The sequence below is a fragment of the Maribacter spongiicola genome (genome assembly GCF_052119685.1).
Lineage (GTDB): Bacteria > Bacteroidota > Bacteroidia > Flavobacteriales > Flavobacteriaceae > Maribacter > Maribacter spongiicola_A.
Map to the genome: position 1 here is coordinate 94,281 of NZ_JBGQOO010000004.1, position 25,077 is coordinate 119,357.

The window sequence follows — 25,077 nt, forward strand, 5'->3', positions numbered from 1 at the left end:
ACTACTGCTTAAGTACCTCTAATTATTTTTACCGGATCAATATGCTTTGCTTTATTCGATGGAAGCCACCCTGCTATAAAAGTTGAAATCAACGCGAAGACAATACCTATAACATAATACATAAAATTAAAATTAACCGGATAGGTAGTGATAGTTGGTAATGCATCCGTTTCAAAAGGAACTCCATCTATAATAACTGATAAAACAAAACCTAAAACCAAGCCCAAAACACCTCCTACCATGCCTATTATCATTGCTTGACTCATAAAAATGTATTGTACATCTTTACCAGAAAAACCGGTAGCTTTTAAGATGGCTATATCCTTCATCTTTTCATAAATAAGCATGTTAAGAATATTATATATTCCGAAGCCTGCTACAATTAAAAGCGTAATTGAAACCGCGTAGGTAATTAAATTACGAATATTGGTACCGGTCTCAAATTGGGCATTTGCCTCGTTTATATCGGTCGCTGTGACACCAAATTGTTTTTCGAAACCCTTTGCCAATATTGGGGCATTTTCAATATTGTTTAGTTTTATATTTATATCTGTGATATAGTTTTGTGCCTCCCCTAAAATTCGCTGTACCGTTTTTAAATTACAATAGCTTTGAGCGTTATCGATATCTGCCACTCCGCTTTGATAAATACCTACTATTTTCAATGGAAAAACAGCTCCTCTTGCAGTACCAATCTGCACTCTATCGCCAATTTTCAATGACATTTTACTGGCAAGACCTGAGCCCAATAAAATTCCGTTATCCATAGTATTCAAAGCTTCCGGGGTACCTTCAATGATATAATCGCGCATATTAGAAAGCCGTGTTTCCTCCATAATGTCAACACCTATTAAATTACCAGACAATTCTATAGAACCGGATAAATAAAATATTTGTGCACGTACTTGTGCCGTAGCTCCTTTTACCTCTCCCATTTGTTTTAAATGGTCTAAAATAGGAAGCGCATTATGAATCTTTTTTTGCCCGCTTTTTGGTTTTATAGAACTGATCATTTGAACAGAGTTATTAAACTGCTCATACAGCGAAACTGGCTGATCAATGGTCGGTTCTATTTCATTATACAAATGAATATGTGGAGTTTGGTTCAATACCAAGTCATCTAACATATCGTTTAGACCGGTCATAAAACTTACCATGGTAATGTAAGCACCTATACCGAAAGTAACCCCCAACGCTGCCGTTGCGGTAGATTTCATCTTGGTCAGAAGATGTGTTTTGGCGATATTTAGTATAACGGGCCAATTCATTATTTAACTGGCTTTAAAATCATATCATTTTCGGTAATACCTGAAATAATTTCGACCCTTTCTAAGTTTTCCGCTCCGACTTCTACGGTTACCGTACCATCTTCTGTTATTACTTTATTACCATCGACTAAATATTCTCTAGGTATGGTAAGTGCATCTTCTTTCTCTGAAATTACAATATTACCCTCGCCGGCAAGACCAGGATATAATACTTGGGGCTGGCTCTTAAATAGTGCCTCAACCTTGAATGTTTGTGATGTTTCGTCTTTTTGTGGATATATTTTACTCACCGAAGCCGTAAACACTTCCATTGGGTATGCATCTAAGATTATTAATGTTTTCTGACCTAATTTAATTTTAATGATATCTACCTCATCTATCAACATTTCTATTTTAAAGTCGGTAGCGCTGCCTATTGCCCCTAACGGTTCTAGCGTATTAATTAACTCACCAGGCTCTTTAAACAAGGCATAAACCTTACCGTTGATCTTGCTATTAATGGTATAATCTTCTGCTATGATTTTTGAGGACGAATAGCTGTTCTTAGCCTGTTGCAAAGCTGTTTCTAAATCATTCTTTGTTCTTGCGTAAGTAGACTTTTGATGACGTAATTGATTTCTTGAAAGCTCATAGGCTAACTTTTGGGTATCAAACTCTGCTTTTGAACCTATATGTTGATCCCAAAGTCGTTTCTGCCTAGCAAAATTGATAGAATCATTATTGAATTTAAGTTGTGCAGCATAAATATCGTCTTCAATACTTTTTAAAATAGCAGCATTTCCTTGAAAATTTTCTTTGGACTGCTGTAAGGTTAAATACGCATTTTCTGAATTTAATAGAGGAGTGCGGTTATTCACCTGTAAAATAGCGTCTCCTTTCTTAACCAAATCTCCTTCTTCTACTAGGTTATCATCTAAAATACCGGCCACAACGGCGTAAACTTGATATATGCTATCTGGTTGAATAGTGGCTGACGCATATACTGAAGATATCAATTGAGATTTTTGCGGAAGCACCTTTTCTTGTTTCTCTCCGCAAGAAAGAAATAGAAGAAACAGTACACTAATGTTCAGATATCGCATGAATTATAGATTATTACAATTCAAAATAACAGGAAATCTTTCAGGTATAATATGAGTAAAATCATGCGTAGAAGAATCATCTCATAAATACGTTAGTGTTTTGTAAATGAAGTTCTCTAATACTTTAGTATCGTTTACTATATATTTAAAGGAAACTATTAAATACAGAGCATAAAAAAACCAAAATTTCCATTTCGGTTTTTCTATATGATGTAAAAAATTTTCTAAGTTTTTTCAGCTTACTTTTCGTTTTTTAACAGAGACGCTTAGCTTGCTTTTTATTCTTTTGATTGTACTTTTATTTGCATTTTTCTTTTTAGCTTTCTTCAACTTGTACTTTAAATCATCTATTTTTTTAGCTGATTTTGTAACTTGTTTAATCGCTGCTTTCATCTTTTGACCTAATTTAAAATTACTTGAGTTAGTCTTTCTCTTTATTTCTTTCTTCTTTACAGAACTTGCCTTTTTCTTAGATTTTTTCTTTATAGCGTAACAATCATGCATGCTTTAACCATTCATGATTTTGGTCATAAATTTTCAACCAATAGGATTATAACTTTATAGATAAACTAATACGTGAAAACATGAGCAATTATAGAAATAGACCTAAAGACAATTATATACATGAATCTGACTGGAAATCGCTCTATGCATTGACCGAACATTGGAAATCAGATATGGCTTTCTACAATGAAGACTTAAAGTTTTTACATCATTTAATAGATAAATACTTTATGTGGATCGCCAAGAAAGATAATATTGATATGGTTCGAGAAATTGAAGTAAGCCTTATTGATACAGATAAGAAATGTGATACTTTGGCAAAACAAATCGATAGACACCTACATCATTTAGCTGAGTTAATAGATAACCCTTTTGCTTATGATTCTCATACTTTTAGAACTGAACATGAGCAACTCGAAGATGACCTAACACTATTCGTAAAACAATTCAGGGCAAATCGAAAAGAAGTTTTCGCTATCACCGAACATGTTATTAATGGTGAAGAAATGGTAAAACGATTAGGTCTGGTAACTTAAAAATATATTTTCTAAATAAATAAAAGATGAAGCAATTACACAAAGTATTAAATGAAATTACAGCGCTAACTACCAATATAGAAACCAACTATCCAGAACTATATCGTTCATTAGATGAAAACCCTATGACCTTGCCTGTGAGTCAACATCCACATATGAATAAGGTTGTTATGCAAGAATATTTAGAAAGCTTGAAACAAATGTTATATCATTATTTAGACGAGCATAAGAGTTCGATATACTAATTATCTTATTCTTAAAAGTTTTCTACAGCTAAAATTCCTATTATTCCAAATGCTTAATTTGAAATAAAACAGCGTAATATACCAAATACCATGGCCATTTTAAGAATTCCTACTCAACAAGAAATAAAGCGCTATGCTACCCTATTTAACGTATTGGTTAAATATGGGTTTGAAGATGTGCTATCACATAGTCCTATCCTAAAAATAATTCCCAATTCATATTTAGAAAAACATCCGGAGACGAAAACAAATCTTTCCTTTTCTAAATATGAACGTATAAGAATGGTACTAGAGGAACTAGGACCCACCTATGTAAAACTCGGACAAATTTTTAGTACTCGCGAAGACATGCTTCCTATTGAGTTGATAGAAGAGCTAGAAAAATTACAAGATCATGTACCCAAACTTAAAGACTTCGATGTTGTAACTACTATTGAAGAAGAATTAGGTATTGAAAAATTCAAGTATTTTACTACAATTGAATTAGAGCCTTTAGCAGCAGCATCATTGGCACAGGTACATCTAGCGCAACTCGTAAATGGTAATGAGGTAATTTTAAAAATTCAAAGACCAAATATCACCGAGATTATTGAAGCTGATCTTATGGTAATGAAGCAGGTCGCAGATAGTCTTGAAAAATACAGCACACAGGCAAAAGCTTTACAACCTATTCGTATTATAGAATCTTTTGAACGCAGTATTAAAGAAGAACTTCAGTTTGCAAGAGAAATAGATAACACAAAACGTTTTGCCCAAAATTTTGCGGGTAACGAGTTTATTCATGTTCCAGAAGTTTATAAAGAACTTTCTACAGATAAAATTATTTGTATGGAGTTTATAGATGGCATTAAAGTATCTAATGTTGAAGCATTGATTGCAGCTAATATAAACCCAAAAGCGGTTGCTAAAATTGGTGTAGACCTTTATATTGAACAGATATTAGATTTTGGTTTTTTTCACGCAGACCCGCATCCTGGTAATATATTTATACTTCCGGAAAGCGGACAAATATGCTTTTTAGATTTCGGAATGATGGGTACTATTCTATCTAACGAAAAAGAATCTATAAATGACCTTTTACTCTATTTCTTAAGTAAAGACGTTAAAAAAATAATCACTTTACTTGAGAAAATTGCTATTAGAACTAACATACCCGATTATAAAAAACTAGAACAAGACCTTTATCAATTATTAGAAGGTATTAGCAATACTGCCATTCAAAATATTAAACTCGGCGATACCTTATCGCAGTTTAAAATTGTGCTATATGAGAATAAAATTATAATTCCCCACTATCTATATATGCTCATAAGAGGTATTGTTCTTATTGAAGGTGTCGGTCTTAAACTTGATCCCGAATTTAATATCACCAAAAATCTAGAACCTTATACCGCAAAGATTTTAAGAAAAAGATTTAGTTTAAAATACCTGTTTAAAAAGAACCTGAACCGTTTAAAAGATATAAATGCCTTAGCAGATACACTGCCCGACGATATAAACACCATCATAAAAAAAATAAAAGATGGCAAGTTAGAAATTGTACACGAACATAAAGGTCTTAAAGAATTTCAGACTGCTACAAGTAAGGCTGTAAACCGTTTGGTATTCTCAGTGATCATCGCTGCACTTTCAATAGGTTCATCATTATTGGTAATGGCAAAAATGCCACCGTTAATCAATGGAATACCCCTTTTGGGTGCTATTGGGTTTGTGCTATCTGCTATATTAGGTTTTTATATTATCATTTCTATTTTCAGAAATGATCAATTTTAAACGGTAAATACATGGATGAAGTTGATAAAATAATAAAAGTATTAGACCCGTATATTCTAGGGGTGCTTATTAGTTTGGGCATAGGTCTTATTCTCGGACTCGAGCGAGAATATAATAACCTAAAAGAAGATAAGGGCTTTGCAGGTATACGAGCATTCCCTATTGTGGCTATTTTAGGTTTTACATTAGGTAGCCTTACCGAAATCTACACAACTTGGTTGCCTATTATTGGTTTAGGTGCCTTCATTTTCTTTTTAGGATTCAATCATTTAAATAAAGAGACTGCAGCATACGAAAGAAGTTTTACCACCAACATAGCTTTGATTGCAACCCTTATATTAGGGTTAATGGTATCTGCAGAATATTATAGAAATGCGGTTGCTACTGCTGTAATTATTGTGACATTACTTTCTCTTAAAACACGTTTTCATACCGTTATTAGAAATATTACATCAGACGAACTTTTTGCCTTAATAAAATTTTCTATTATCGCTTTATTGATTTTACCCTTTTTACCCAATTATAATTACGGCTCTAATGAATTGATTAATCCGTTTGAAATTGGGTCTATTATAGTGATTGTATCTTTCTTAAACTTCATTGGTTATTTTCTGGTCAAATTTGTAGGTTCTAAAAAGGGAATTCTATTAACCGCTATTCTCGGCGGACTCATTTCAAGTACCGCGGTAACTTGGAGCTATGCATCGCGAAGCATTGAATCTCCTGAACTGTCTAAAAAATATGCCGCCGGTATCATCATTGCCTCGGCAATTATGTTTCCGCGACTCGCATTATTGACCTTCATATTCAATAGTGCACTCTTCATGTACGTAGCCATACCTTTTGCTGTATTCTCTGTAATTTGCTTTGTAATATCTCTTGTTCTAATCAAAGAGGATACCAATAAACCGGACACGAATATTAACCTTGGCAACCCAATGAACCTTCTTAATGCAATCGGGTTCGGTTTTATTTATGTTGTCATTCTTTTTGCAGTTTTTTACAGTAATCAATTCTTTGGAGAAAGCGGACTGTATTATTCAGCCCTAATTGCTGGTTTGGCAGATACCGATGCTATAACTATTAGCCTTACGAAATTTGCATCTGACTCAGAAAAAATAAAGCTAGCATCTTCTGTTATTGTCACCGCCGTCATGAGTAACATGCTTGTTAAGTTGGGCATTACGATATTTAAAGGTTCAAAAGTCGCCGGTAAATTAGTGGGCTATACTTTTACAGGTATTATAGTAATTGGCGTTTTATATGCTGTGATTGCTAATTGAGGTAATTTAATTACGGAAGTACCTTTTCAGGTTTCACTACAAGAAAGAAATAGTAGATAGAGTACATTAATGTTCTGCCAAATTTTATTTACGAAGTTTTTTAAAAAACTAATATTGGCTTAAGTGATCGTATGAATATTTAATCGTCATAAATATTAGAATTAATAATACCATGCTGAATAATAATCATAATTCACTAAACCAATTAATTAGAAGAAGAAATATATTGATTCTGAATTTATCTATACAGAAAGTTTTGACCTGGAGATGTGCTGGTACGCTACCCATGCTTTCTAACGTTTTACTAAATAAGAAATGAATAATGAAACGCTAGATAAAAACTTAATCGGAAATTCCACTAGGTTAAATCTTTTAATTTATCGATGGCTTTTGGAATAGTACAGTAAAAGCAAGTGCCCTTACCCACAATGCTTTCAGCCCTAAGGCTCCCTTCATTTTTTTCAACCATTTCTTTACATAACATTAGCCCTAAGCCGGTACCTTTCTCGTTATTAGTGCCGTAAGTGGTAAATGTTTCTTCCTTGAAGAATATTTTCTCAAGTGATTCTTTAGTTAAACCCACCCCAGTATCTTGAAACCAAATTTCCCAAAATTCATTCTTATCATTAGCTCCAATCTTAATCGTACCATTTTCAGGGGTGAATTTTAAGGCATTACTAAGAATATTTCTAATGACAATTCCTATTTGATTTTTATCTGACCATGTCAAAACGTGATTATCAATTTTACTTTCGACTATTATTGATTTTTGACTAAAACTTTTTGAAAGTAACCCAATGTTTTCATCAACTATAGATTTGATATTTGTAACTTCTTGTTTGGTTACCATACCATCCATTTGAGATTGACCCCAGGAAAGTAAATTATCAAGCGTAAATGAAATATTGTTTATGTTTTTCGACATCGATGGTGCAAAATTCATAAAATCAGAAGAACTCATATCACCAGAATTCACCAAATCAAACATAGATTTAAATGAGTTTATAGGTCCTTTTAAGTCATGGGCAATAATCGAGAATAATCTACTTTTTGTATTGTTAGAATTTCTTAAGAAGGTTTCTTTTTTCTTTAATTGAATAGATTGTTGGGTAAGTTTATTATTTAATCGATTTTGAACAGTATTATTTCTTCTAAGAATAAAGATGATTACCAATGCAGATAAAAGAACAAAAAGAGCAGCATAGAAATAATATTTTTGTTGGGCAACTTTCTTTTCGTTTTCTATAATATATCTTTCTTTTTCTTGGTCAAATTCAAGATTGGATTTTAATATACGTAGCTCCCTTTCGTTCTTTTTGATGTTTAGTGTGTCAGATAATGTTTTCAAGTCTTCTAAATAGGTCAATGCCTTTATTGGCGCATTAACCGTCTTATTAATATCATATAGAATTTGAAGAGTTATATCACGATCCTCTAGAAGATTCATGGTTTTTGATATTTCTAACGCCTTTAAGGCATAACCTTCAGAAGTTTTAAAATCTTCTAATTTGTAATAAGCTTTAGCAATACCATTATATAGTGGTATTTTATATCTGGTTTGATCTATGGACTCATGAATTTTTTCACTTTTCTTAAACCACTGTAATGCTAAACTGGGTTGGTTTTGTTGGTTATAAATTATAGCTTTTAATTCATAAGCATACATTTGCCAACTTTCTAAATTAATTTTATCAAAAATGGAAATACTTTCATCAACGTAACTACCAGCGGTTTCCAAATCATTGATATCAATATAGCTTGCTGCCAAATTAGCCAAGGTCAAACCTTTAATATAATCGTCATTTACTAATTTATTGTTTTCCTGTGCTAGTTTCAAAAAATAGATACATTGCTGCATTTCTTTTTGACTGCTGTATAAATTGGAAATATTTACATATAAAGTAGAAAGATTGTTATAAGATTTGGTTTGTTTTGCTAGCTCAATACCTTCTAAATACTCCCGTAAAGCCTTTGCATATTCTTCATTGTATTCATATTCAATAGCTAGAAGGTTTTTAGCCCTCAATATATGTGTTATTTCATTTATGGATTTAGCTTTATCAAGAGCCTTTGAGAAACTTTCAATGGCCTTTTCGCGTTGCCCAGTTTCTGAATAATATGACCCCATGCTTAGATAGCCTATCGCCTCTCCCTTTGTATAATTTATAGATTTGCTTAGATCAATAGTCTCCTTTGCCAACTTGGACAGACTGTCTAAATCATAGATTGCACTTTTTCTCGCTAGTTCATATAAAAAATCTATGTAGAGGGTATCCTGTTTATAATTTGGAGTTGCTCTAAAAGCTTTCAGTTTAGTGCTTGTACTATCATTTGAAACAATTTGGGCATTTGAATTTATAGACGGAAGCCACAAACATAGCATCAGTATAATCTTTAAACCTAAATAATTTATTTCAATTGAACTTTTACCTAGTAGCATGAATGGTGTTTTCTTTTTTTACTTTATACTTTATACTTTATACTTTATACAAAGTTATCATTCATCATTGCCTATACTAATTATAGTTGTCCATTAAACCTTTTCTGTAGGTTAAATACTACATTTATGTAGTTTAACTAATATTGATTTTAAATTATAAGATCATTAAATTTAATTCTATTTTTTAAAACAGTTTTCAAGAATAGTCACATAACCCATAACAACACACAAGGTAGCTAATGCATACCGTCCACCAGACCGAATCAATTCATTAATAGTCACTTGTAAAATTCTTGTACCTGACATACCTAATGGGTGCCCCAAATTTGGGGCTGTGCCCGCCTGTTTAATCATCCTAATATGTTTTATACTTCCCTTTATTTCGCATTTGCTTAAAAATCGAATCTCATTTTCTTCATATTTACTGGTAGTGCAATACTAATTGTTTTAGTGGCATCGGTACGGCAGTTTATAGTTAAAGCAAAATGCCCTAAAACTGATTAAGGAATACCTATATGTTATATATCATTATTGATTTTCACAGCACTTTCATCCTTAAATAAAATAACTTAATTACCTTATAAACAATTAATTAAGCAACAAAATTCCCCTACTCACTTTTTGTAATTATCGCTTATATAAATAAAGCGAGACTCCATAATAATATCACATATTAAAATGTATTTTCCTTCAACCCCTGTTTATACTTTATTAAGCTCATATTCATATCCAAATTAGGTAGAATACTTCTTATTGGCTATTGGTATCCTGTTTTTCACTTTCCCTAAAACGTAACCTAAATACTACGTTACACAAACTATTTTAAAATAGAATCAATTATAATTGAGTACACCTCATGTTGTTGTAATTGTCTTTTTATTTGAAATATTAAAAAACTAGTATCGCCTTTTCATTTTTTGTTCCCAATCGTTTACAAAAACTAGACAGAATTGGATTTAGATAATCCTAATAAACCTTCGTTGCAAATAACAAAATGAATGTTACCTCCTTTTCATTTTTTGTTCCCAATCTTTTACAAAAACAAGACAGAAAAGGATTTAGATAATCCTAATGAACCCTCGTTGCAAATAACAAAATAAAGGCTATCGCCTTTTCATTTTTTGTTCCCAATCGTTTACAAAAACTAGACAGAATTGAATTTTAGATAATCCTAATGAACCCTCGTTGCAAATAACAAAATAAAGGCTATCGCCTTTTCATTTTTTGTTCCTAACCACTTTCATAAACTATGTTTATGACGTTTTTGGAAACAAAAAATGAACTGTTATCACAGTTCATTTTCTTATTCAGTCGGGATGACAGGATTTGAACCTGCGACCACTCGACCCCCAGCCGAGTGCGCTACCGGACTGCGCTACATCCCGAAATTTAAATGGAAATTAATCTCCAAAATATTACGTAGTTTTTCAACACCTTAAAATGAACTGTAGTGCAGTTTATCCTGAGCGAAGTCGAAGGGCTACATCCCGAAAATTCTGATTGCAAAAATAGAGAAGTTTTGAAGATTAGAATCGATCTTTTATCAAAACTTGAAATACTATCTCAAAGAAATCATCCAGTCTATCATTCGCTCACCCCAATCTTTCAAATGCTCATCATGCAAGCCTAACCCGAAGCCGTGACCGCCTTTTGGGTAAATATGCATCGTTGCAGAAACTCCTTTATTCTTTACTGCTTTATAGAATAACAAGCTATTTTCTACAGGTACTACGGTGTCATCTGTAGCGTGGAGTAAAAAAGTTGGTGGCGTTTGCTCTGTAACTTGTTTTTCATTTGAGAAATAATTGACTAATTCGGTGGTTGGGTTTTCCCCTATCAAATTCTTCTTTGAACCTTGATGTGTCATTTCGCCAAATGATATTACAGGATACATCAATGCCATAAAATCTGGACGTGCACTTTCTTTATCAATATCATCAACATCTTTATACACTTTTTCGTTAAAATGCGTTCCCAATGTAGATGCTAAATGACCGCCAGCTGAAAATCCAATAATTCCTATTTTATTCGGCTCTATATTAAACTTTTCAGCATTACCGCGAACAAGCCTTACCGCTCTTTGAGCATCTAAAAGTGGTACGTACTTTTTTTCGGTTTGCGAAATATCTGATGGTAAACGATATTTTACCACTATACCTGCAATACCCTTACTGTTCAAAAATTTTGCAATATCTGTACCTTCCCAATCATAGGCTAATATTCCATACCCTCCGCCAGGAAAAATTAAAACCGCCTCTCCTGTAGCATCTCGTTTTGATGGTAAATACACCTCAATTGTTGGGACTTGAACTTTACTAATTCGCAAAATTTCATTTTGCTCATGCATTTCTTTTTCCACACTTTTTAAGTGATTAGGTATTTTATCTTTAGGCCATAACTGCATAATAGTATCTTGAGCAAAGAAGCTGTTTACCATTAGCAACAATAACAGCAATAGTGTGTTTTTCATATCATATAATTTATACTATTCACAATTCCATTTAAAATTAGCGATAGGGTCATGCGATGCTCCTTGTAAGTTATAGTGCCACCATTCTGTTCTGGTAGACCAAAACCCATATTTTTCCATGGTGCTTTTTAATAGTTTCCTATTATCAAGAATTTCTTTTGGTAAGTCAAAATTATCGTGATAGGCCCTTTTTCCAAAAAAATCAAAATCAGTTCCCATATCCAGCTCCTCCCCTTCTAAAGTAACCAAAGTTATATCTACCGCACCACCTTTATTATGTATAGAACCTTTTACGGGGTTGGCAACATATTGCGGATTAGGTACTATTTTCCACATTTTGTATTGTACAGAATTAGGTCTGTAGCAATCATAAAACTTTATTTTTACTCCGCTCTTTTTAAACTCTTCATTAGCTTTTAATAAAGCCTTTACAGTTTTTACTCTTGTATAGCATTCTGCACAATCGTATACTTTTTCCTTTAAAAAATTATTATCGGTTGCGTATCGTAAATCATAGGCAAAACCATTGCTATAATCTGCTAAGCGTACAAATGTTGTATCTTTTAAAGAAGTCAACGGTGTAACTTGCTTCTCAATTTTTATGGCTATTGGTTCTATTTTGGAAATAGAATCTTCGTTAATTTCTACATCAGTAGTTGCCGTTTCTGCTTTTACAGATTTAGCATTGTCCTTACAAGATTGTAAGAATAAGAAACTGATGATGATAATAAGCAAGCACTTATAGCTTAAATAGTTGTATTTTAAAATAATCAACGAACTCATTTTCTATACTCTTTTGGTGTTCAATATATTATACTAAATAGTGTTCATTCTGATAGAAATTTGTCTACCTTACTTAAACCTTTAATTACAGCAATTTAACTAAAAACCATGAACAACAACCTATTCCTAATTTTAACCCTTGCTATTTTTTGTGTCTCCTGTAAAAATGAAAAGAAATCATTTACTACAACAACCGAAGCAGTAGAATCGCCTTGGTTATTAGGTTTTGAAAAAACAGATAAGAACCCTATAATGCAAGCAGATTCTTCTTATACTTTCTTAGATCCTATTTCTAAAAAAGAGGTTCAATGGCAAAAAGCCGATGTTTTTAATCCGGGTGCAATAGTAAAAAACGACACTGTATTTCTGCTATTTAGGGCAGAAGATAATCCTAAAGCTATTTTAGGGCATAGAACTTCTCGAATAGGTTTAGCCTATAGTGTTGATGGTATAAATTTCACCAAACACCCTACTCCTGTACTTTTCCCTGACAATGACGAATTTTCTCAATATGATCAACCTGGTGGTATTGAAGACCCACGCATTATAGAAACACCTGACGGTACGTATATTATGCTCTATACAAGTTGGAACAAAGATATTGCCCGTTTATCTAGCGCTACATCTACCGACCTTAAAGAATGGACAAAACAAGGTCCTGTGTTTGAAGATGCTTACGACGGTAAGTTTTTGGACGAATGGAGCAAATCTGGATCAATTGTTACCGAGTTGATTAATGGCAGACTAATTGCAAAAAAAATAAATGGTAAGTATTTAATGTATTGGGGCGAATTGTTTGTGAACCTTGCTACTTCTATAAATGGTGTGGATTGGGAACCTACATTAAATGAAAAAGATGAATTACTACATAGTTTTACGCCATCTTTAAATGAATTCGATAGTCACTTAACCGAACCTGGACCACCTGCTTTATATACAGAACATGGTATTTTATTATTATATAACGGAAAAAACTTAAGTGGTGAGGGAGCAACAAGTAAGTTCCCAGAAGGTACATATTGTGGTGGTCAAGCTTTATTTGATAAAAATGATCCTACAAAATTGATAAAGCGATTAGATACTCCTTTCATCTGTCCTAGTCTACCGCACGAAATAAGTGGTCAATATAAAGCTGGAACAACTTTTATTGAAGGCTTGGTATATTTCAATGACAAATGGTTTCTGTATTATGGAACAGCAGATTCTATGGTTGGCTTAGCAGTTAAGGAATAAATAAATTATACTACTTATTTAAATAAAAAAAGCCCCTGCTTCAAAAATGAAATAGGGACTAATGGTTGGTATTGGTAATTGGTTCTATTCTTCAAGTTGACTTAGATAAACTAAGCTTTTAGGTACTTGAGTGACTACATTCTTAGACTCATCTTCTATGAACATATATTCAATGCCTAATTTCTTAGCTTCAGCAACTACTCCGGCAATATCTATTTGCCCTGTTCCTAAAACAACATTGGTATCATCTTCTTCATGACCGGTATTATTTCCTTCAATACCTTTTTCCATATCCTTTAGATGTAATAATGTAATTTTCTTTGGATATTTCTTCATTAGCGCTAGCGGATCTGCACCTCCATGTTGTGCCCAAAAAACATCTAATTCAAATGTAAAATGAGTTGCATTGTTAGCCATGTAATCGAATAAAGTACCATTTTCATAAGGTCTAAATTCATACCCATGTGGGTGATACGCCAGTACGAGTCCGTTTTCTTTCAGCTTCTTTCCTGCCTTATTGAAAACTTCTGTGGCGTGTTTTGTTTCTTCTAGATCCCATTTGTTATCATCGTGAGGTACCCATGCGCACATTACATATGTAGCACCGAAATCTTTGGCATTTTTTATAACCTTATCTACATCATTTTCTAAATCGTCAAAGCCTGCACCTACACTGACCATCTCTAGATCATTTTCTGCTAATAAAGCTTTAAAATCTTCCAATGGCATATCATAAGTTTCGCCACCTTCGATTTTGGTTAATCCCCATTCATTGATCAATCCTAGGGTGTTAGAAACATCCATTTTAAATTGATTTCTAAGACTATATAACTGTAAACCTACCTCTTGGGCTTGCGCTAAAAAACTACTACCCAAAAAGATAGTGGCAATCATTACTTTTTTTATCATCGAGATATTAATTATGTAAGTAAATTTCCTTCGTCATCCCACTCTGCCATAACGTTACGTTGACTTTGGTCTACGCATTTTGCAATCCATTCTGGGTCATAGGCAACACCATGCTGGTCAAGTACATCTTGCGGTACACCATCCCAAACATTAGGTGAATTTCCTTTATATCCTAAATCTGCAATACCAACTTTAGAAGTATAATACCCCGTAACGGTCAAGCCACGCATGGTATAGAAAAATTGAATTTCTAATGGTTGCTCGCTTAGTGGTTTCTCGATATCATGCCAGCAGATTTCATCGCAAATCTGTTTTTTCTGCTCTAAAGTAGCCGACTTAAATTCAGTACCAAACTCCGTATTACTTTTATGATCTAACCACATTAAACCACCTAAAAGTGTAGGAGCCATTTCTGGAATATCTTTACCCATAAATTCTACAAGCGCTGGCACTTCTGCCTCTATAGGACCACCATGTGGCTCTTTTGGTGGAAGTATCACTACACTTAAAGCTGCAATAGTTTCCATTTCATGCTCGTTAAACAATTGCTCTGCATTTAATTTTTCTATACGATTCAATTCTTCTGGCGTTCTACCAAAAAACTTATCGCTGCTGGTTGAAATCACCTCATCTACAGATTCACCATTTTCAGTCTTACATGAATTGAAGACTAGCCCAGAAGTTGCCGCAGCACCACCGAGTATTAAAGTTTGTAAACTCTTTCTTCTATCCATAATCTAAATATTTTGTGCCTTTAATTGTTCAATGATATAATCTGATGCTCTCCATGAAAGGGCCATAATCGTCCAAGTACAGTTTTTATCTGCTTGAGATACAAAAACACCTGCATCTACTATAAATACATTGTCGGCATCATGTAACTGCTGAAACTTATTGGTCACCGATGTTTTAGGATCATCTCCCATTCTAGTGGTACCTACTTCGTGAATAATCTCACCTGGTTTGTTCAATCCGTAATCTTTATCCTTACCTGGCTTTTCACCTAAGTAATGACCACCCATATTATGAATAATCTCCTCAAAAGAATCTTGCATATGCTTCGCCTGATTCACTTCGTATTCTGAATGCTTATAGTTGAACTTCAAAACTGGTATACCGAATTGATCTACCGTTGTAGGGTCAATTTCACAGTAATTATCTTTGTAAGCGATTGCTTCTCCACGACCACCAAAACCTATTACGGCACCGTAGTACTTCTTTACATCATCACGTAAGCTTTCTCCATATCCTCCAGATTTTAATCCGAAGTACTGGTTCAATGCATTTGGATCCCAACCAAAACCGTAGTTTGGCTGACTCATGCCGCCCCATACCTCTATATGATATCCTCTTGGAAAATTCAGTTTAGAATTATCGCCCCACCATGGTGAGTATACGTGCATACCACCTACACCATCTTCGTTGTAAGAGGTCTTTCTATTTAATAAGCCCGGTATTACACCTGCAGCTCCAGATCCTGTAGAATCATGTAAATACCTACCTACTAGATTACTACTATTACCTAGTCCGTTAGGGTGTTGCTTACTTTTAGAGTTTAAAAGTATTCGTGCAGAACTACATGCAGATGCTGCTAATACTACTACTTTACCTCTAAGCTTATATTCTTTTCTATCTTCTTTGTTGATGTACGATACGCCTGTTGCCTTACCTTCAGCATTGGTGGTAACTTCACGCACCATGGCATTTACAAATAGTTTTACTTTACCACCACTTTTTTGTGCCGGAAAGATCAAACAACTACCTGATGAGAAATCGGCATATATTTGACATGATCTGCCACATTGCCCGCAATAGAAACAAACCCCACGATCTTCATTTATTCTTTTGGTCAACATCGAAAGTCTACCTGGTATCACCGGTATGTTTGACTTCTTTGCGCCATTGATATAAAATAATTCGTGCAATCTTGGTTTCGGGGGAGGAAGAAAGAATCCGTCAGGATCGTTTTCTCTGCCTTCATTGGTGCCAAAAACACCAATTAACTTGTCTAATTTATCGTAATATGGTTTAACATCTTCGTATCCTATTGGCCAGTCATCTCCATGGCCATCACGGGTTTTCCCTTTAAAATCTTTTGGTCCGAAACGTAAAGAAATACGCCCCCAATGATTAGTTCGTCCTCCGAGCATTCTTGCACGCCACCACTTAAACTCAGTTCCTTCTGCATGTGTATATGGTTCTCCTTCTACTTCCCAATCTCCCCATGACATATCCCATTCACCAAAAGCTCTATCTGTACCTGCCCCTCTTCTTGGAGAATCATATGGTTGTTTTAATTGCGTCATGGTCTTTGGATCAGCTGGGTCAAAAAACGGACCCGCTTCAACAACAGCTACGTTTAAACCTGCATCTGCCAATTGTTTGGTAGCCATACCACCACCAGCTCCTGAACCTACAATGATTACATCAAAGATTTCTGAGGATTCCTTTATCTGCATAATTTGAAATTAGTTATTGATTACAATTTAACTATTTATTAAAATAAGAACCTGTGTTTTTAGCTGAATAACCATCGTTACTGGACGGACGGACACTTTATAAGCACAATAGTCCGTTTTTAGCAATATTGTTATTCGCTTACAAAAGTTGAAGCCGGCAAACCTGCGGCATTGAACAAAGTACCTACATCTGTACTTTTAAAAGCATATCGTACCCCAGTCGGATTTTTTGCTTCCTTTGAGCTTACTACTATTTCATTATTCTTCAATTTTGCTTTCGCAGGAAACCATTCTCCCACAGCATTCGAAACTTCAAAAAGTGTTATTTTCTTTCCTTTATTATTTAATCCGTCAGCATTGCTGAACTTCACTTTTAATTGATTGCCGTCTACTTCAAAAGAATCGTATAACGGACCATAAACTTCTTGATCTTGTAATAACCTGTAGTGATTTTTAAGTGCAATATTCGCTAATCTCAAACCTACATCTTGTTTGTTTAATGGGTGAATATCTTCGATTGTACAAATATCACTCGTCATTGCCATGGCTGTATTTTCTAGTGACATTGCCTTTCGTTGCTGATCTCGAACTATGCCGCCAGCAAATTCGTGATCATATTTAAATGGCGCTATTTGAACATAATAAAATGGAAAATCATCTTTCCATTCTGCTCGCCAAGAAGTAATCATATTCGTAAAAAGCTTTTGGTAGCTTTTGGCATTCGCAGTATTTGATTCTCCTTGATACCAAATCGTGCCGCCTATTTTAAACTTCGTCAACGGGGCTACCATACCGTTATACAAAGATGACTTCTCTACCGATACCCATTTGTTAGGCTCTATTTTTTTGTGAGCTTCGACCAATTCAGGGTGTGCTTCAAAAACAGACTCTGGTGTCCACACTTCAGCACTTGAAGCTCCCCATGCGTTATCTATTAATCCTATCGGAATATTCAATTCTTTTTGAACTTTTCTTGCAAAAAAATACGCAACTGCACTAAAATCTTGCATGGTTTCAGGTGAACAAGCAACCCAAGTACCTGCCACATCTTCTTGTGGATATTCTGCAGTTCTCTTCGCTACCGTAAACAATCGGATATTTGGGTAATTGGCATTATCGACTTCAAAATCTCTGTTCGCAATTTTGCTGTTTGCACTCCACTCCATATTACTTTGCCCAGAGCAAAGCCACACCTCACCTATCAAAATATCTTTCAAGGTAATTTCGTTTTGTTTTCCTTTAAAGATTATTTGAAACGGTCCGCCTGCAGCAGGTGTTTTTACATTGATTTCCCATTTTGCATCATTGCCTGTTTTGACGGCAAGGCTTTCATCGTTCCAACTTGTATAAATCGTAAATTCTTCGTTGGGATCTGCCCAACCATACAACAACACATCACTCTCTCGTTGCAATACCATTTCATTTGAAAATATCTTAGGTAGTGTAATCTCAGCTTTGGCAAAAGTTGTTACCAATAGGCACAGTATCATCAGGTTAAAACGTAAATTCATCATAATTGATAAAATTTTGATTTAAATATAACTAAATATGCCTCACATTAACAAATTCACAAACATTGAGTTTTATTTTTAAAGGATTTACTATCTTGACTCTTATAATTACCATATTCATTAGCCCCTAAAAACCAACATGTCTAACCAACCAACATTACTAAAGCGTCGAAATTTTATTAAAGCAGCATCGGCATCGCTACTATTTACTTCTTTACCCGCCTTCGGAATCCAGTTTTTCGCAAACGAAAAGCCTAAAAAAGTAGCTCTTATTGGCACTGGTTGGTATGGTACGAGCGATTTATTACGTCTTATACAAGTAGCAAATGTAGAAGTGGTTTCACTTTGTGATGTTGATACAAATCAACTAAACACTGCGGCACAATTAGTTTCTGAGCGGCAAAAAAATAAAAAGAAGCCTAAACTCTACACTGACTATAGAACCATGCTAGAAAGCAATAGTCTAGATATTGTACTTATTGGTACGCCAGATCATTGGCATGCATTAACGTGTATTGAAGCACTAAAATCTGGAGCTCACGTTTATGTTCAAAAACCGATTAGCGTAGATGTTATGGAAGGTGAAGCAATGGTCGCTGCTGCTAGAAAATATAACAAAGTGGTTCAAGTGGGTACACAGCGAAAAAGTACTCCGCATCTTGTAGCCGCTAAAAAACAAATTATTGATACCGGAATGCTAGGCACTATTGGTCATGTAGATATGAGTTGCTATTACCACATGCGCGCAAATGGTAATCCGCCAGAGCAAGAAGTGCCTAATTTCTTTGATTATGAAATGTGGACAGGTCCCGCACCTATGAGACCTTACGATGGTCTGCCCCACAAAAGATGGTGGCGTACGTTTCGAGAATATGGAAACGGAATTACAGGTGATATGTGTGTACACATGCTAGATACCGTTCGTTGGATGCTTGACTTAGGATGGCCCAAACGTATTAGTTCTGAAGGTGGAATTTTTGTTCAAAAAGATGGAAAATCGAACATATCTGACACACAATCTGCCGTATTTGAGTATGAGGACCATAATTGTAATTGGCAGCATAGAACATGGGGAAACCCAGATGACACAGATTATCCGTGGGCTTTTAAAATCTATGGTGAAAAAGGTGTTCTAAAAGGTGATGTGATGAAAGCGGAATTTATTCCCGTAGATGGCAGCGATTCTATTCGATTTGATGTGGTTTATGAGAAAGATAAATATCCTGAAGATCTCACCGAAAAAGACATTGAACTGCATGCGGCACCTGCTACGCGAAGGCATATGATAGATTTCTTGAATGCCATACAAAACAACACTACACCAGTGGCCGATATTGAAAACGGCCATATTTCTACAGCTAGCTGTATTTTGGCAAATTTATCGATGGATTTGAAAAGACCTTTAATCTATGACCCACAAAGCAGAACAGTATTGAGCGACCCAGAAGCTACCGCTCTATTGCAACGCGATTATCGTGGGCAATGGAAACACCCGCACCCAGATACGGTATAAATTACTGTAGTTTTTTAGTAGAGTCCCTAACAAGTAAACTCGTTTTAACGATTTTAGTTTCGTATGGTAAACCGGGGTTTTTAATTCTGTTTATCAACAACTTAGCTGTAAGTTCACCTATATATTTGCCATGCTGACTTACCATAGTCAAAGACGGAGTTACGTATTTTGACAACTGTCCGTTGGTAAAGCCAATAATTGAAATATCATTAGGCACATTATACCCTCTTGCTTTTACTACTTCTAATACTTGAACAGCAATAAGTTCATCTATACCGATAATACCTTCTATAGTTTTATAATTAAGTAAAAATGACATTAACAAATCTAAATCATCTTTAACCGTAAGATTAATAATCAATTTAGGATCAAAAGGCATCTCAAATTCCTCTAGCGCTTTCTTATAGCCTAAAAGCCTTAATTTCCCTACACTTGAACTAGATATAGGGTTAACTACCGCGATATTTTTACAGCCAATATTAATTAGGTATTTGGTAATTTTATATCCTGCCTCAAGATCATCAACCACAACTTTATCGCATTGTACGTTGTCTGAAACCCTATCAAAAAGAACTACGGGAATATCGTTATTAATAACATCTATTAATGCATCGTGTTTGTCTTCGTTCTGGCTTTCTTCCGCTAAAGACATGATAACGCCATCTACAGTACCTGCGTCAAAAAATTCAAGCGTTTTTGTTTCTTTCGCTTTAGATTCGTTACTAATACAGCTAATGATATTATAGCCACTTTCATTGGCTACTTTCTCTATACCATACAGTACTTGGACAAAGAAGTAATTTAATATGTTAGGCACAACCACACCAATAGTTTTGGTACTTCGGTTCAATAAATTAAGTGCAAGTCTATTGGGCTTATAGTGCTTTTCTTTTGCATATGTCTGTATCTTAAGCTTAAGGTCACTACTAATTTCATGACTGTCATTAATCGCTTTAGAAACGGTTGAAATAGACACCTTAAAATGTCCGGCAATATCCTTTAGAGTTACTTTTTTCATAATTTATAACTACAAAAGAACAGATTTAAATTGACACTTTAAATTATTGGTTAAAGCAAACTGTCCCTAATGGAAAACCAAGGGACAGATTACTTCATATTATATAAATTCTAATACCCAAATTTCAACTATTTAAAACAGTCTTAGGGTTTTAATTTTATATGTATTGGTTAATGATATTTTCGAACAATTCTTGCTTACCACTTTGTAATTCCAACTCACCATTTTCTTTGGCAATGTTGTAAAGATCTTTCATATCTAACTTACCGTTTTCAAAATCTTTTCCTTTACCTGAGTCAAAAGAGCTATATCTGTTTTCACGTAACTTATTATAAGAAGATGATTCGATAATTTTATCTGCTGTGATCAAAGCTCTTGCAAAAGTATCTGCCCCGCCAATATGTGCATGAAATACATCTTCTAAGTCCGTACTATTTCTTCTTATTTTGGCATCAAAATTCACTCCACCACCTTGTAATCCACCAGCAGCTAAGAATACCAACATTGCTTCTGTTGTTTCTTGAATGTTATTAGGAAATTGATCGGTATCCCATCCATTTTGGTAATCACCTCTATTGGCATCTAAACTACCTAACATACCAGCTTTTGCAGCTACAGCAATTTCATGCTGAAAAGTGTGCTGTGCCAATGTTGCATGGTTCACCTCAATGTTCATTTTAAAATCGTTCTCTAAACCATATTCTTTTAAAAAGCCTATTGCAGTAGCACTGTCAAAATCGTACTGATGCTTCATTGGCTCCATTGGTTTTGGCTCTATAAAGAAGTTTCCTTTAAACCCTTGGCTACGAGCGTAATCTCTTGCCATAGCTAAAAACTGACCCATGTGGTCAATTTCACGACCTAAATCTGTATTCAATAAAGACATATAACCTTCTCTACCGCCCCAGAAAACATAATTCTCACCACCTAAAGCAATTGTTGCATCTAAAGCCAATTTAATTTGACCACCTGCTCTTGCCAATACATTAAAATCAGGATTGGTAGATGCACCGTTCATGTATCTCGGATTTGAGAAACAATTCGCCGTACCCCAAAGTAATTTTTTACCCGAATCTTTTTGTTTCTCTTTTAAGTAATCGGTAATAGTTGCCAATCTTTTTTCAGATTCTGCAAAGGTTGATCCTTCTTGAATTAAATCGAAATCATGAAAACAGTAGTAATCAAATCCTATTTTATCAAAGAATTCAAAAGCAGCATCTGCCTTATCTTTTGCCGCTTGTACAGCATCAGAAGATTTATCCCACTCGAAACTCTGTGTACCAGGACCAAATGGATCTGAACCTTGTCCACAGAAGGTATGCCAGTAAGCTGTTGAAAACTTAAAGTGATCACGCATGGTCTTACCCGCTACTACTTGATCCGGATTATAATATTTAAAGGCTAGCGGATTGTCAGATTCCTTTCCTTCAAATTTAATTTTGTCTATTCCTTTAAAATATTCCTTGTTTGCCATTATGTTGATTTTATAAGTTGTTCAATATTAATTCTAATTCTTTTTTCCAAACTGCATATGCGTCTTGGTATGCTTTTTTATCTTTCTTGGGACTAAAAGTCATTACGTAATCATTATCTAAAATTGCTTTACCGAATGCCTCAAAATCGCCTTTGTGAAGATTTGCCGCCCTGGCTGCACCAATTGCCCCTGTAGTATCATAGATTTCTATATCATACCCTATTAAGGTTGCCACCGTATTCGAAAATATCTCGGAACGAAATAGGTTATCATTACCGGCACGCATAACATTCACTTTTATACCGTCTGACTCCATGATTTCCATTCCGTAAACAAATGAAAAAGCTATACCTTCTAATGCAGAACGACACAAATGACCTTTACCATGATTGTTTAAATTTAAGTTGAGAATTCTTGTACCTACTTCTTTGCTTTTCAACATTCTTTCGGCACCGTTACCAAACGGAATCATTGCGACACCATCTGACCCAATTGGCACCTCATCTGCTAACGTATTCATCTCTTCATACGATGCAACATCTAGGTTATTTAACAACCAACGGTATTGAATACCCGCCCCATTTATACAAAGAAGTTTCCCAATTCTAGCTGGTTTACCTGGAGAATAATTTACGTGGACAAAATTGTTTACTCGAGAGCTTTCTTTTACCGAAAGATTATCTGTCACGGCATACACAACCCCAGACGTACCACCTGTTGCAGCAACCTCTCCCGGATTAAAAACATTCAAAGTCAAGGCATTATTAGGTTGGTCTCCTGCTCTATATAAAATAGGTGTACCAATAGAAAGTCCGCTTTCTATAGCTCCTTTATCATTGACCTGAGATTGTACTGAAAACGTATCTACAATATCAGGAATCATATTTTTATCTAATCCGTAATTTTCTAAAACAATATCAGCAATAGCATCTTCTTTGAAATCCCAAAAAATACCTTCAGATAAACCAGAAACCGTAGTATTTACTACACCAGACAACTTATAGGCGATATAATCACCAGGAAGCATCATCTTATAAATCTGTGCGTAAATTTCGGGCTCGTTTTCTTTTACCCATTTTAACTTTGAAGCCGTAAAGTTTGATGGTGAATTTAGAAGATGTGTATCACAAGTTTCAGCACCTATTTGTTCATAGGCTTTTTGACCAATGCCCACTGCCCTACTATCGCACCAAATTATAGATTTTCTTAGAGAATTTCCTTCTTTATCAATAAGCACTAGACCGTGCATTTGATATGATATTCCGATACCTGCAATATCAGATTTACTAATACTTTCTTGTTCACACAATTTCTCGATACCGCTACAGACGTAACGCCACCAATCTTCTGGACTTTGCTCTGCCCAACCGTTTTTCACAGCCTCCATTGACATTTCTGTCTCAGGTTCTGTAACCACTCCAATGCTTTTTCCGGTTAAAGCATTTACCAAAGCAATCTTAATAGATGAACTTCCGATATCTAATCCTAAATGGTACATAAATAGTATAAATTGGTTTGCTGTAATAAGTTAAACCAAAAATAGTTACTATACCGACCATTCAATATTTGTATTACGAAATATTATCGTAAATAGATTTTTACCGAATCTAAAAGTGAAAATTTATATTTATAACATACTGATAATCAAATTAATAAATTCATAATTGAAAATGCATTATTTTCGAAAGGGTTTTCGTACTACCTTTAAAATCAATACATAAGAATTTGCACTTTAATACTGTTCTAGCTGATTTTGTAATTGCTCTAACTTAGAAAGTGCCTCTGATTTCGAGTTTACATCTAACTTTAAATAGATATTCTGAATATGAAAATTTACTGCACTTGGCGTTACAAACAACTTCTTCGCAATCATCTTATAGGTAGCTCCTTGACATAGAAAGTCGACAATTTGGTTCTCTCTTTCTGAGAAAAAAGCGAACGTTTTTCTATGAAAATTGCTAATGATTTTCTTAACGATATCATTGCTCATAGCGGCACCTTCTTTTTCCATACTTCGCAAAGCATGCTCTAATTTATCTAGAGTCAATGGTTTGGTTAAATACCCATTCGCACCTTTTTTGAATGCATTTTTTATAACATCGAAATCATTGATTTCACTGAACATGATGATTTTTACTTCCCAATCTTTTTTCTTAAAAAGCTTAATGGCATCTACACCATTCATATCATCTAAATCAATTTCTGAAAGTACAATTTGTGGTTTCGTGAACTTATAATCTTTAATGGCATCTTTGGCAGATGTATAGCTGCCTACCACTTCATAGCCATCAATTTCTTCGAAGTGATTTTTATAAACAGAATGTAATGAGGTATCTTTTTCTAATACTATTATTTTAATGCTTGAATTTTTCATAATCTCCATAGTTTTTGAAGCTATCATTCTAAAAAAGAACAATAACTACAGTTAGTTTTGAGTAATTTCAATCAACTTTCACAAGGATTGAATAACTAAACAATAGGTATGTATTATGAACTAATAGTGTATGCTATACGTTCACTTTTACATATTTAATGACAATGGATGCCCCGAAGAACAATCAAAATATTTAGATTGT

Annotated in this window: 21 protein-coding genes and 1 tRNA gene; 6 read left to right on the top strand and 16 right to left on the bottom strand. The window is 34.5% G+C overall.

Translation table 11 applies throughout. From position 1 onward, the window contains the following. Nucleotides 1-8: 8 nt before the first annotated feature. The 3 genes from ACEN2N_RS08520 to ACEN2N_RS08530 form a co-directional block, all read right to left on the bottom strand. Nucleotides 9-1,271, bottom strand: a complete 1,263-nt coding sequence (locus tag ACEN2N_RS08520) for an ABC transporter permease (RefSeq protein WP_441824131.1) — start codon at nt 1,269-1,271, stop codon at nt 9-11. Further along, nucleotides 1,268-2,350 (bottom strand): efflux RND transporter periplasmic adaptor subunit, encoded by a 1,083-nt coding sequence (locus tag ACEN2N_RS08525; RefSeq protein ID WP_441823931.1) that lies wholly within the window; start codon nt 2,348-2,350, stop codon nt 1,268-1,270. Before ACEN2N_RS08525 ends, ACEN2N_RS08520 begins: the two co-directional genes overlap by 4 nt. Before the next feature lie 234 nt (nt 2,351-2,584). Continuing rightward, nucleotides 2,585-2,743, bottom strand: coding sequence for a hypothetical protein (locus ACEN2N_RS08530; protein WP_441823932.1), 159 nt, complete (start codon nt 2,741-2,743; stop codon nt 2,585-2,587). Between the two features lie 191 nt (nt 2,744-2,934). Here ACEN2N_RS08530 and ACEN2N_RS08535 point away from each other — a divergent pair, with 191 nt between their 5' ends. The 4 genes from ACEN2N_RS08535 to ACEN2N_RS08550 all read left to right on the top strand — a co-directional run bounded on the left by ACEN2N_RS08535 (nt 2,935) and on the right by ACEN2N_RS08550 (nt 6,691). Beyond that, nucleotides 2,935-3,390 carry a hypothetical protein gene (locus ACEN2N_RS08535; RefSeq protein ID WP_441823933.1) on the top strand — a complete coding sequence of 152 codons (456 nt, stop codon included), beginning with the start codon at nt 2,935-2,937 and terminating at the stop codon, nt 3,388-3,390. Between the two features lie 26 nt (nt 3,391-3,416). After that, nucleotides 3,417-3,635, top strand: a complete 219-nt coding sequence (locus tag ACEN2N_RS08540; RefSeq protein WP_441823934.1) for a hypothetical protein — start codon at nt 3,417-3,419, stop codon at nt 3,633-3,635. A gap of 90 nt (nt 3,636-3,725) precedes the next feature. Continuing rightward, nucleotides 3,726-5,408 carry an ABC1 kinase family protein gene (locus ACEN2N_RS08545; protein ID WP_441823935.1) on the top strand — a complete coding sequence of 561 codons (1,683 nt, stop codon included), beginning with the start codon at nt 3,726-3,728 and terminating at the stop codon, nt 5,406-5,408. 11 nt (nt 5,409-5,419) lie between these two features. Continuing rightward, nucleotides 5,420-6,691 (top strand): MgtC/SapB family protein, encoded by a 1,272-nt coding sequence (locus ACEN2N_RS08550; RefSeq protein WP_441823936.1) that lies wholly within the window; start codon nt 5,420-5,422, stop codon nt 6,689-6,691. A 358-nt stretch (nt 6,692-7,049) separates the two neighbouring features. Here the strand turns inward: ACEN2N_RS08550 and ACEN2N_RS08555 are convergent, their stop codons facing one another. The 5 genes from ACEN2N_RS08555 to ACEN2N_RS08575 all read right to left on the bottom strand — a co-directional run bounded on the left by ACEN2N_RS08555 (nt 7,050) and on the right by ACEN2N_RS08575 (nt 12,384). Then, nucleotides 7,050-9,131, bottom strand: coding sequence for a tetratricopeptide repeat-containing sensor histidine kinase (locus ACEN2N_RS08555; protein ID WP_441823937.1), 2,082 nt, complete (start codon nt 9,129-9,131; stop codon nt 7,050-7,052). Between the two features lie 177 nt (nt 9,132-9,308). After that, nucleotides 9,309-9,485, bottom strand: a complete 177-nt coding sequence (locus ACEN2N_RS08560; protein ID WP_441823938.1) for a hypothetical protein — start codon at nt 9,483-9,485, stop codon at nt 9,309-9,311. Between the two features lie 957 nt (nt 9,486-10,442). Next, nucleotides 10,443-10,516: transfer RNA gene (locus ACEN2N_RS08565), tRNA-Pro, on the bottom strand. Nucleotides 10,517-10,689: 173 nt separating this feature from the next. Then, nucleotides 10,690-11,601: an alpha/beta hydrolase gene (locus ACEN2N_RS08570; protein ID WP_441823939.1), complete on the bottom strand. Its 912-nt coding sequence runs from the start codon at nt 11,599-11,601 to the stop codon at nt 10,690-10,692. 15 nt (nt 11,602-11,616) lie between these two features. Then, the gene (locus tag ACEN2N_RS08575) at nt 11,617-12,384 is read right to left on the bottom strand and encodes a M15 family metallopeptidase (RefSeq protein ID WP_441823940.1); all 768 of its coding nucleotides are present in this window, start codon (nt 12,382-12,384) and stop codon (nt 11,617-11,619) included. A gap of 108 nt (nt 12,385-12,492) precedes the next feature. Here ACEN2N_RS08575 and ACEN2N_RS08580 point away from each other — a divergent pair, with 108 nt between their 5' ends. Next, nucleotides 12,493-13,617 (top strand): glycoside hydrolase family 130 protein, encoded by a 1,125-nt coding sequence (locus ACEN2N_RS08580; RefSeq protein ID WP_441823941.1) that lies wholly within the window; start codon nt 12,493-12,495, stop codon nt 13,615-13,617. Nucleotides 13,618-13,701: 84 nt separating this feature from the next. Here the strand turns inward: ACEN2N_RS08580 and ACEN2N_RS08585 are convergent, their stop codons facing one another. The 4 genes from ACEN2N_RS08585 to ACEN2N_RS08600 all read right to left on the bottom strand — a co-directional run bounded on the left by ACEN2N_RS08585 (nt 13,702) and on the right by ACEN2N_RS08600 (nt 18,499). Beyond that, nucleotides 13,702-14,526: a sugar phosphate isomerase/epimerase family protein gene (locus ACEN2N_RS08585; protein WP_441823942.1), complete on the bottom strand. Its 825-nt coding sequence runs from the start codon at nt 14,524-14,526 to the stop codon at nt 13,702-13,704. Nucleotides 14,527-14,537: 11 nt separating this feature from the next. Further along, nucleotides 14,538-15,260: a gluconate 2-dehydrogenase subunit 3 family protein gene (locus ACEN2N_RS08590; RefSeq protein WP_441823943.1), complete on the bottom strand. Its 723-nt coding sequence runs from the start codon at nt 15,258-15,260 to the stop codon at nt 14,538-14,540. A gap of 3 nt (nt 15,261-15,263) precedes the next feature. Then, complete coding sequence (locus ACEN2N_RS08595; RefSeq protein WP_424001070.1) at nt 15,264-16,985, bottom strand: GMC family oxidoreductase; 1,722 nt, start codon at nt 16,983-16,985, stop codon at nt 15,264-15,266. Between the two features lie 131 nt (nt 16,986-17,116). Beyond that, nucleotides 17,117-18,499 carry a sialate O-acetylesterase gene (locus tag ACEN2N_RS08600; protein WP_441823944.1) on the bottom strand — a complete coding sequence of 461 codons (1,383 nt, stop codon included), beginning with the start codon at nt 18,497-18,499 and terminating at the stop codon, nt 17,117-17,119. Nucleotides 18,500-18,635: 136 nt separating this feature from the next. On the opposite strand from ACEN2N_RS08600, the gene ACEN2N_RS08605 reads away from it, so the two are divergent. Further along, entirely contained in the window at nt 18,636-20,009 is a 1,374-nt protein-coding gene (locus tag ACEN2N_RS08605; protein ID WP_441823945.1) for a Gfo/Idh/MocA family protein, read from the top strand. A 1-nt stretch (nt 20,010) separates the two neighbouring features. Here ACEN2N_RS08605 and ACEN2N_RS08610 read toward each other — a convergent pair whose 3' ends face one another. From ACEN2N_RS08610 to ACEN2N_RS08625, 4 genes are all read right to left on the bottom strand, one after another. Beyond that, nucleotides 20,011-21,027 carry a LacI family DNA-binding transcriptional regulator gene (locus ACEN2N_RS08610; protein WP_286813589.1) on the bottom strand — a complete coding sequence of 339 codons (1,017 nt, stop codon included), beginning with the start codon at nt 21,025-21,027 and terminating at the stop codon, nt 20,011-20,013. 157 nt (nt 21,028-21,184) lie between these two features. Next, a complete protein-coding gene (gene xylA, locus ACEN2N_RS08615) occupies nt 21,185-22,501 on the bottom strand; it encodes a xylose isomerase (RefSeq protein ID WP_441823946.1) in 1,317 nt (438 codons plus the stop codon). 10 nt (nt 22,502-22,511) lie between these two features. After that, complete coding sequence (locus ACEN2N_RS08620; RefSeq protein ID WP_441823947.1) at nt 22,512-23,999, bottom strand: xylulokinase; 1,488 nt, start codon at nt 23,997-23,999, stop codon at nt 22,512-22,514. Nucleotides 24,000-24,233: 234 nt separating this feature from the next. After that, complete coding sequence (locus tag ACEN2N_RS08625) at nt 24,234-24,875, bottom strand: response regulator transcription factor (protein ID WP_073245983.1); 642 nt, start codon at nt 24,873-24,875, stop codon at nt 24,234-24,236. Between the last annotated feature and the right edge of the window lie 202 nt (nt 24,876-25,077).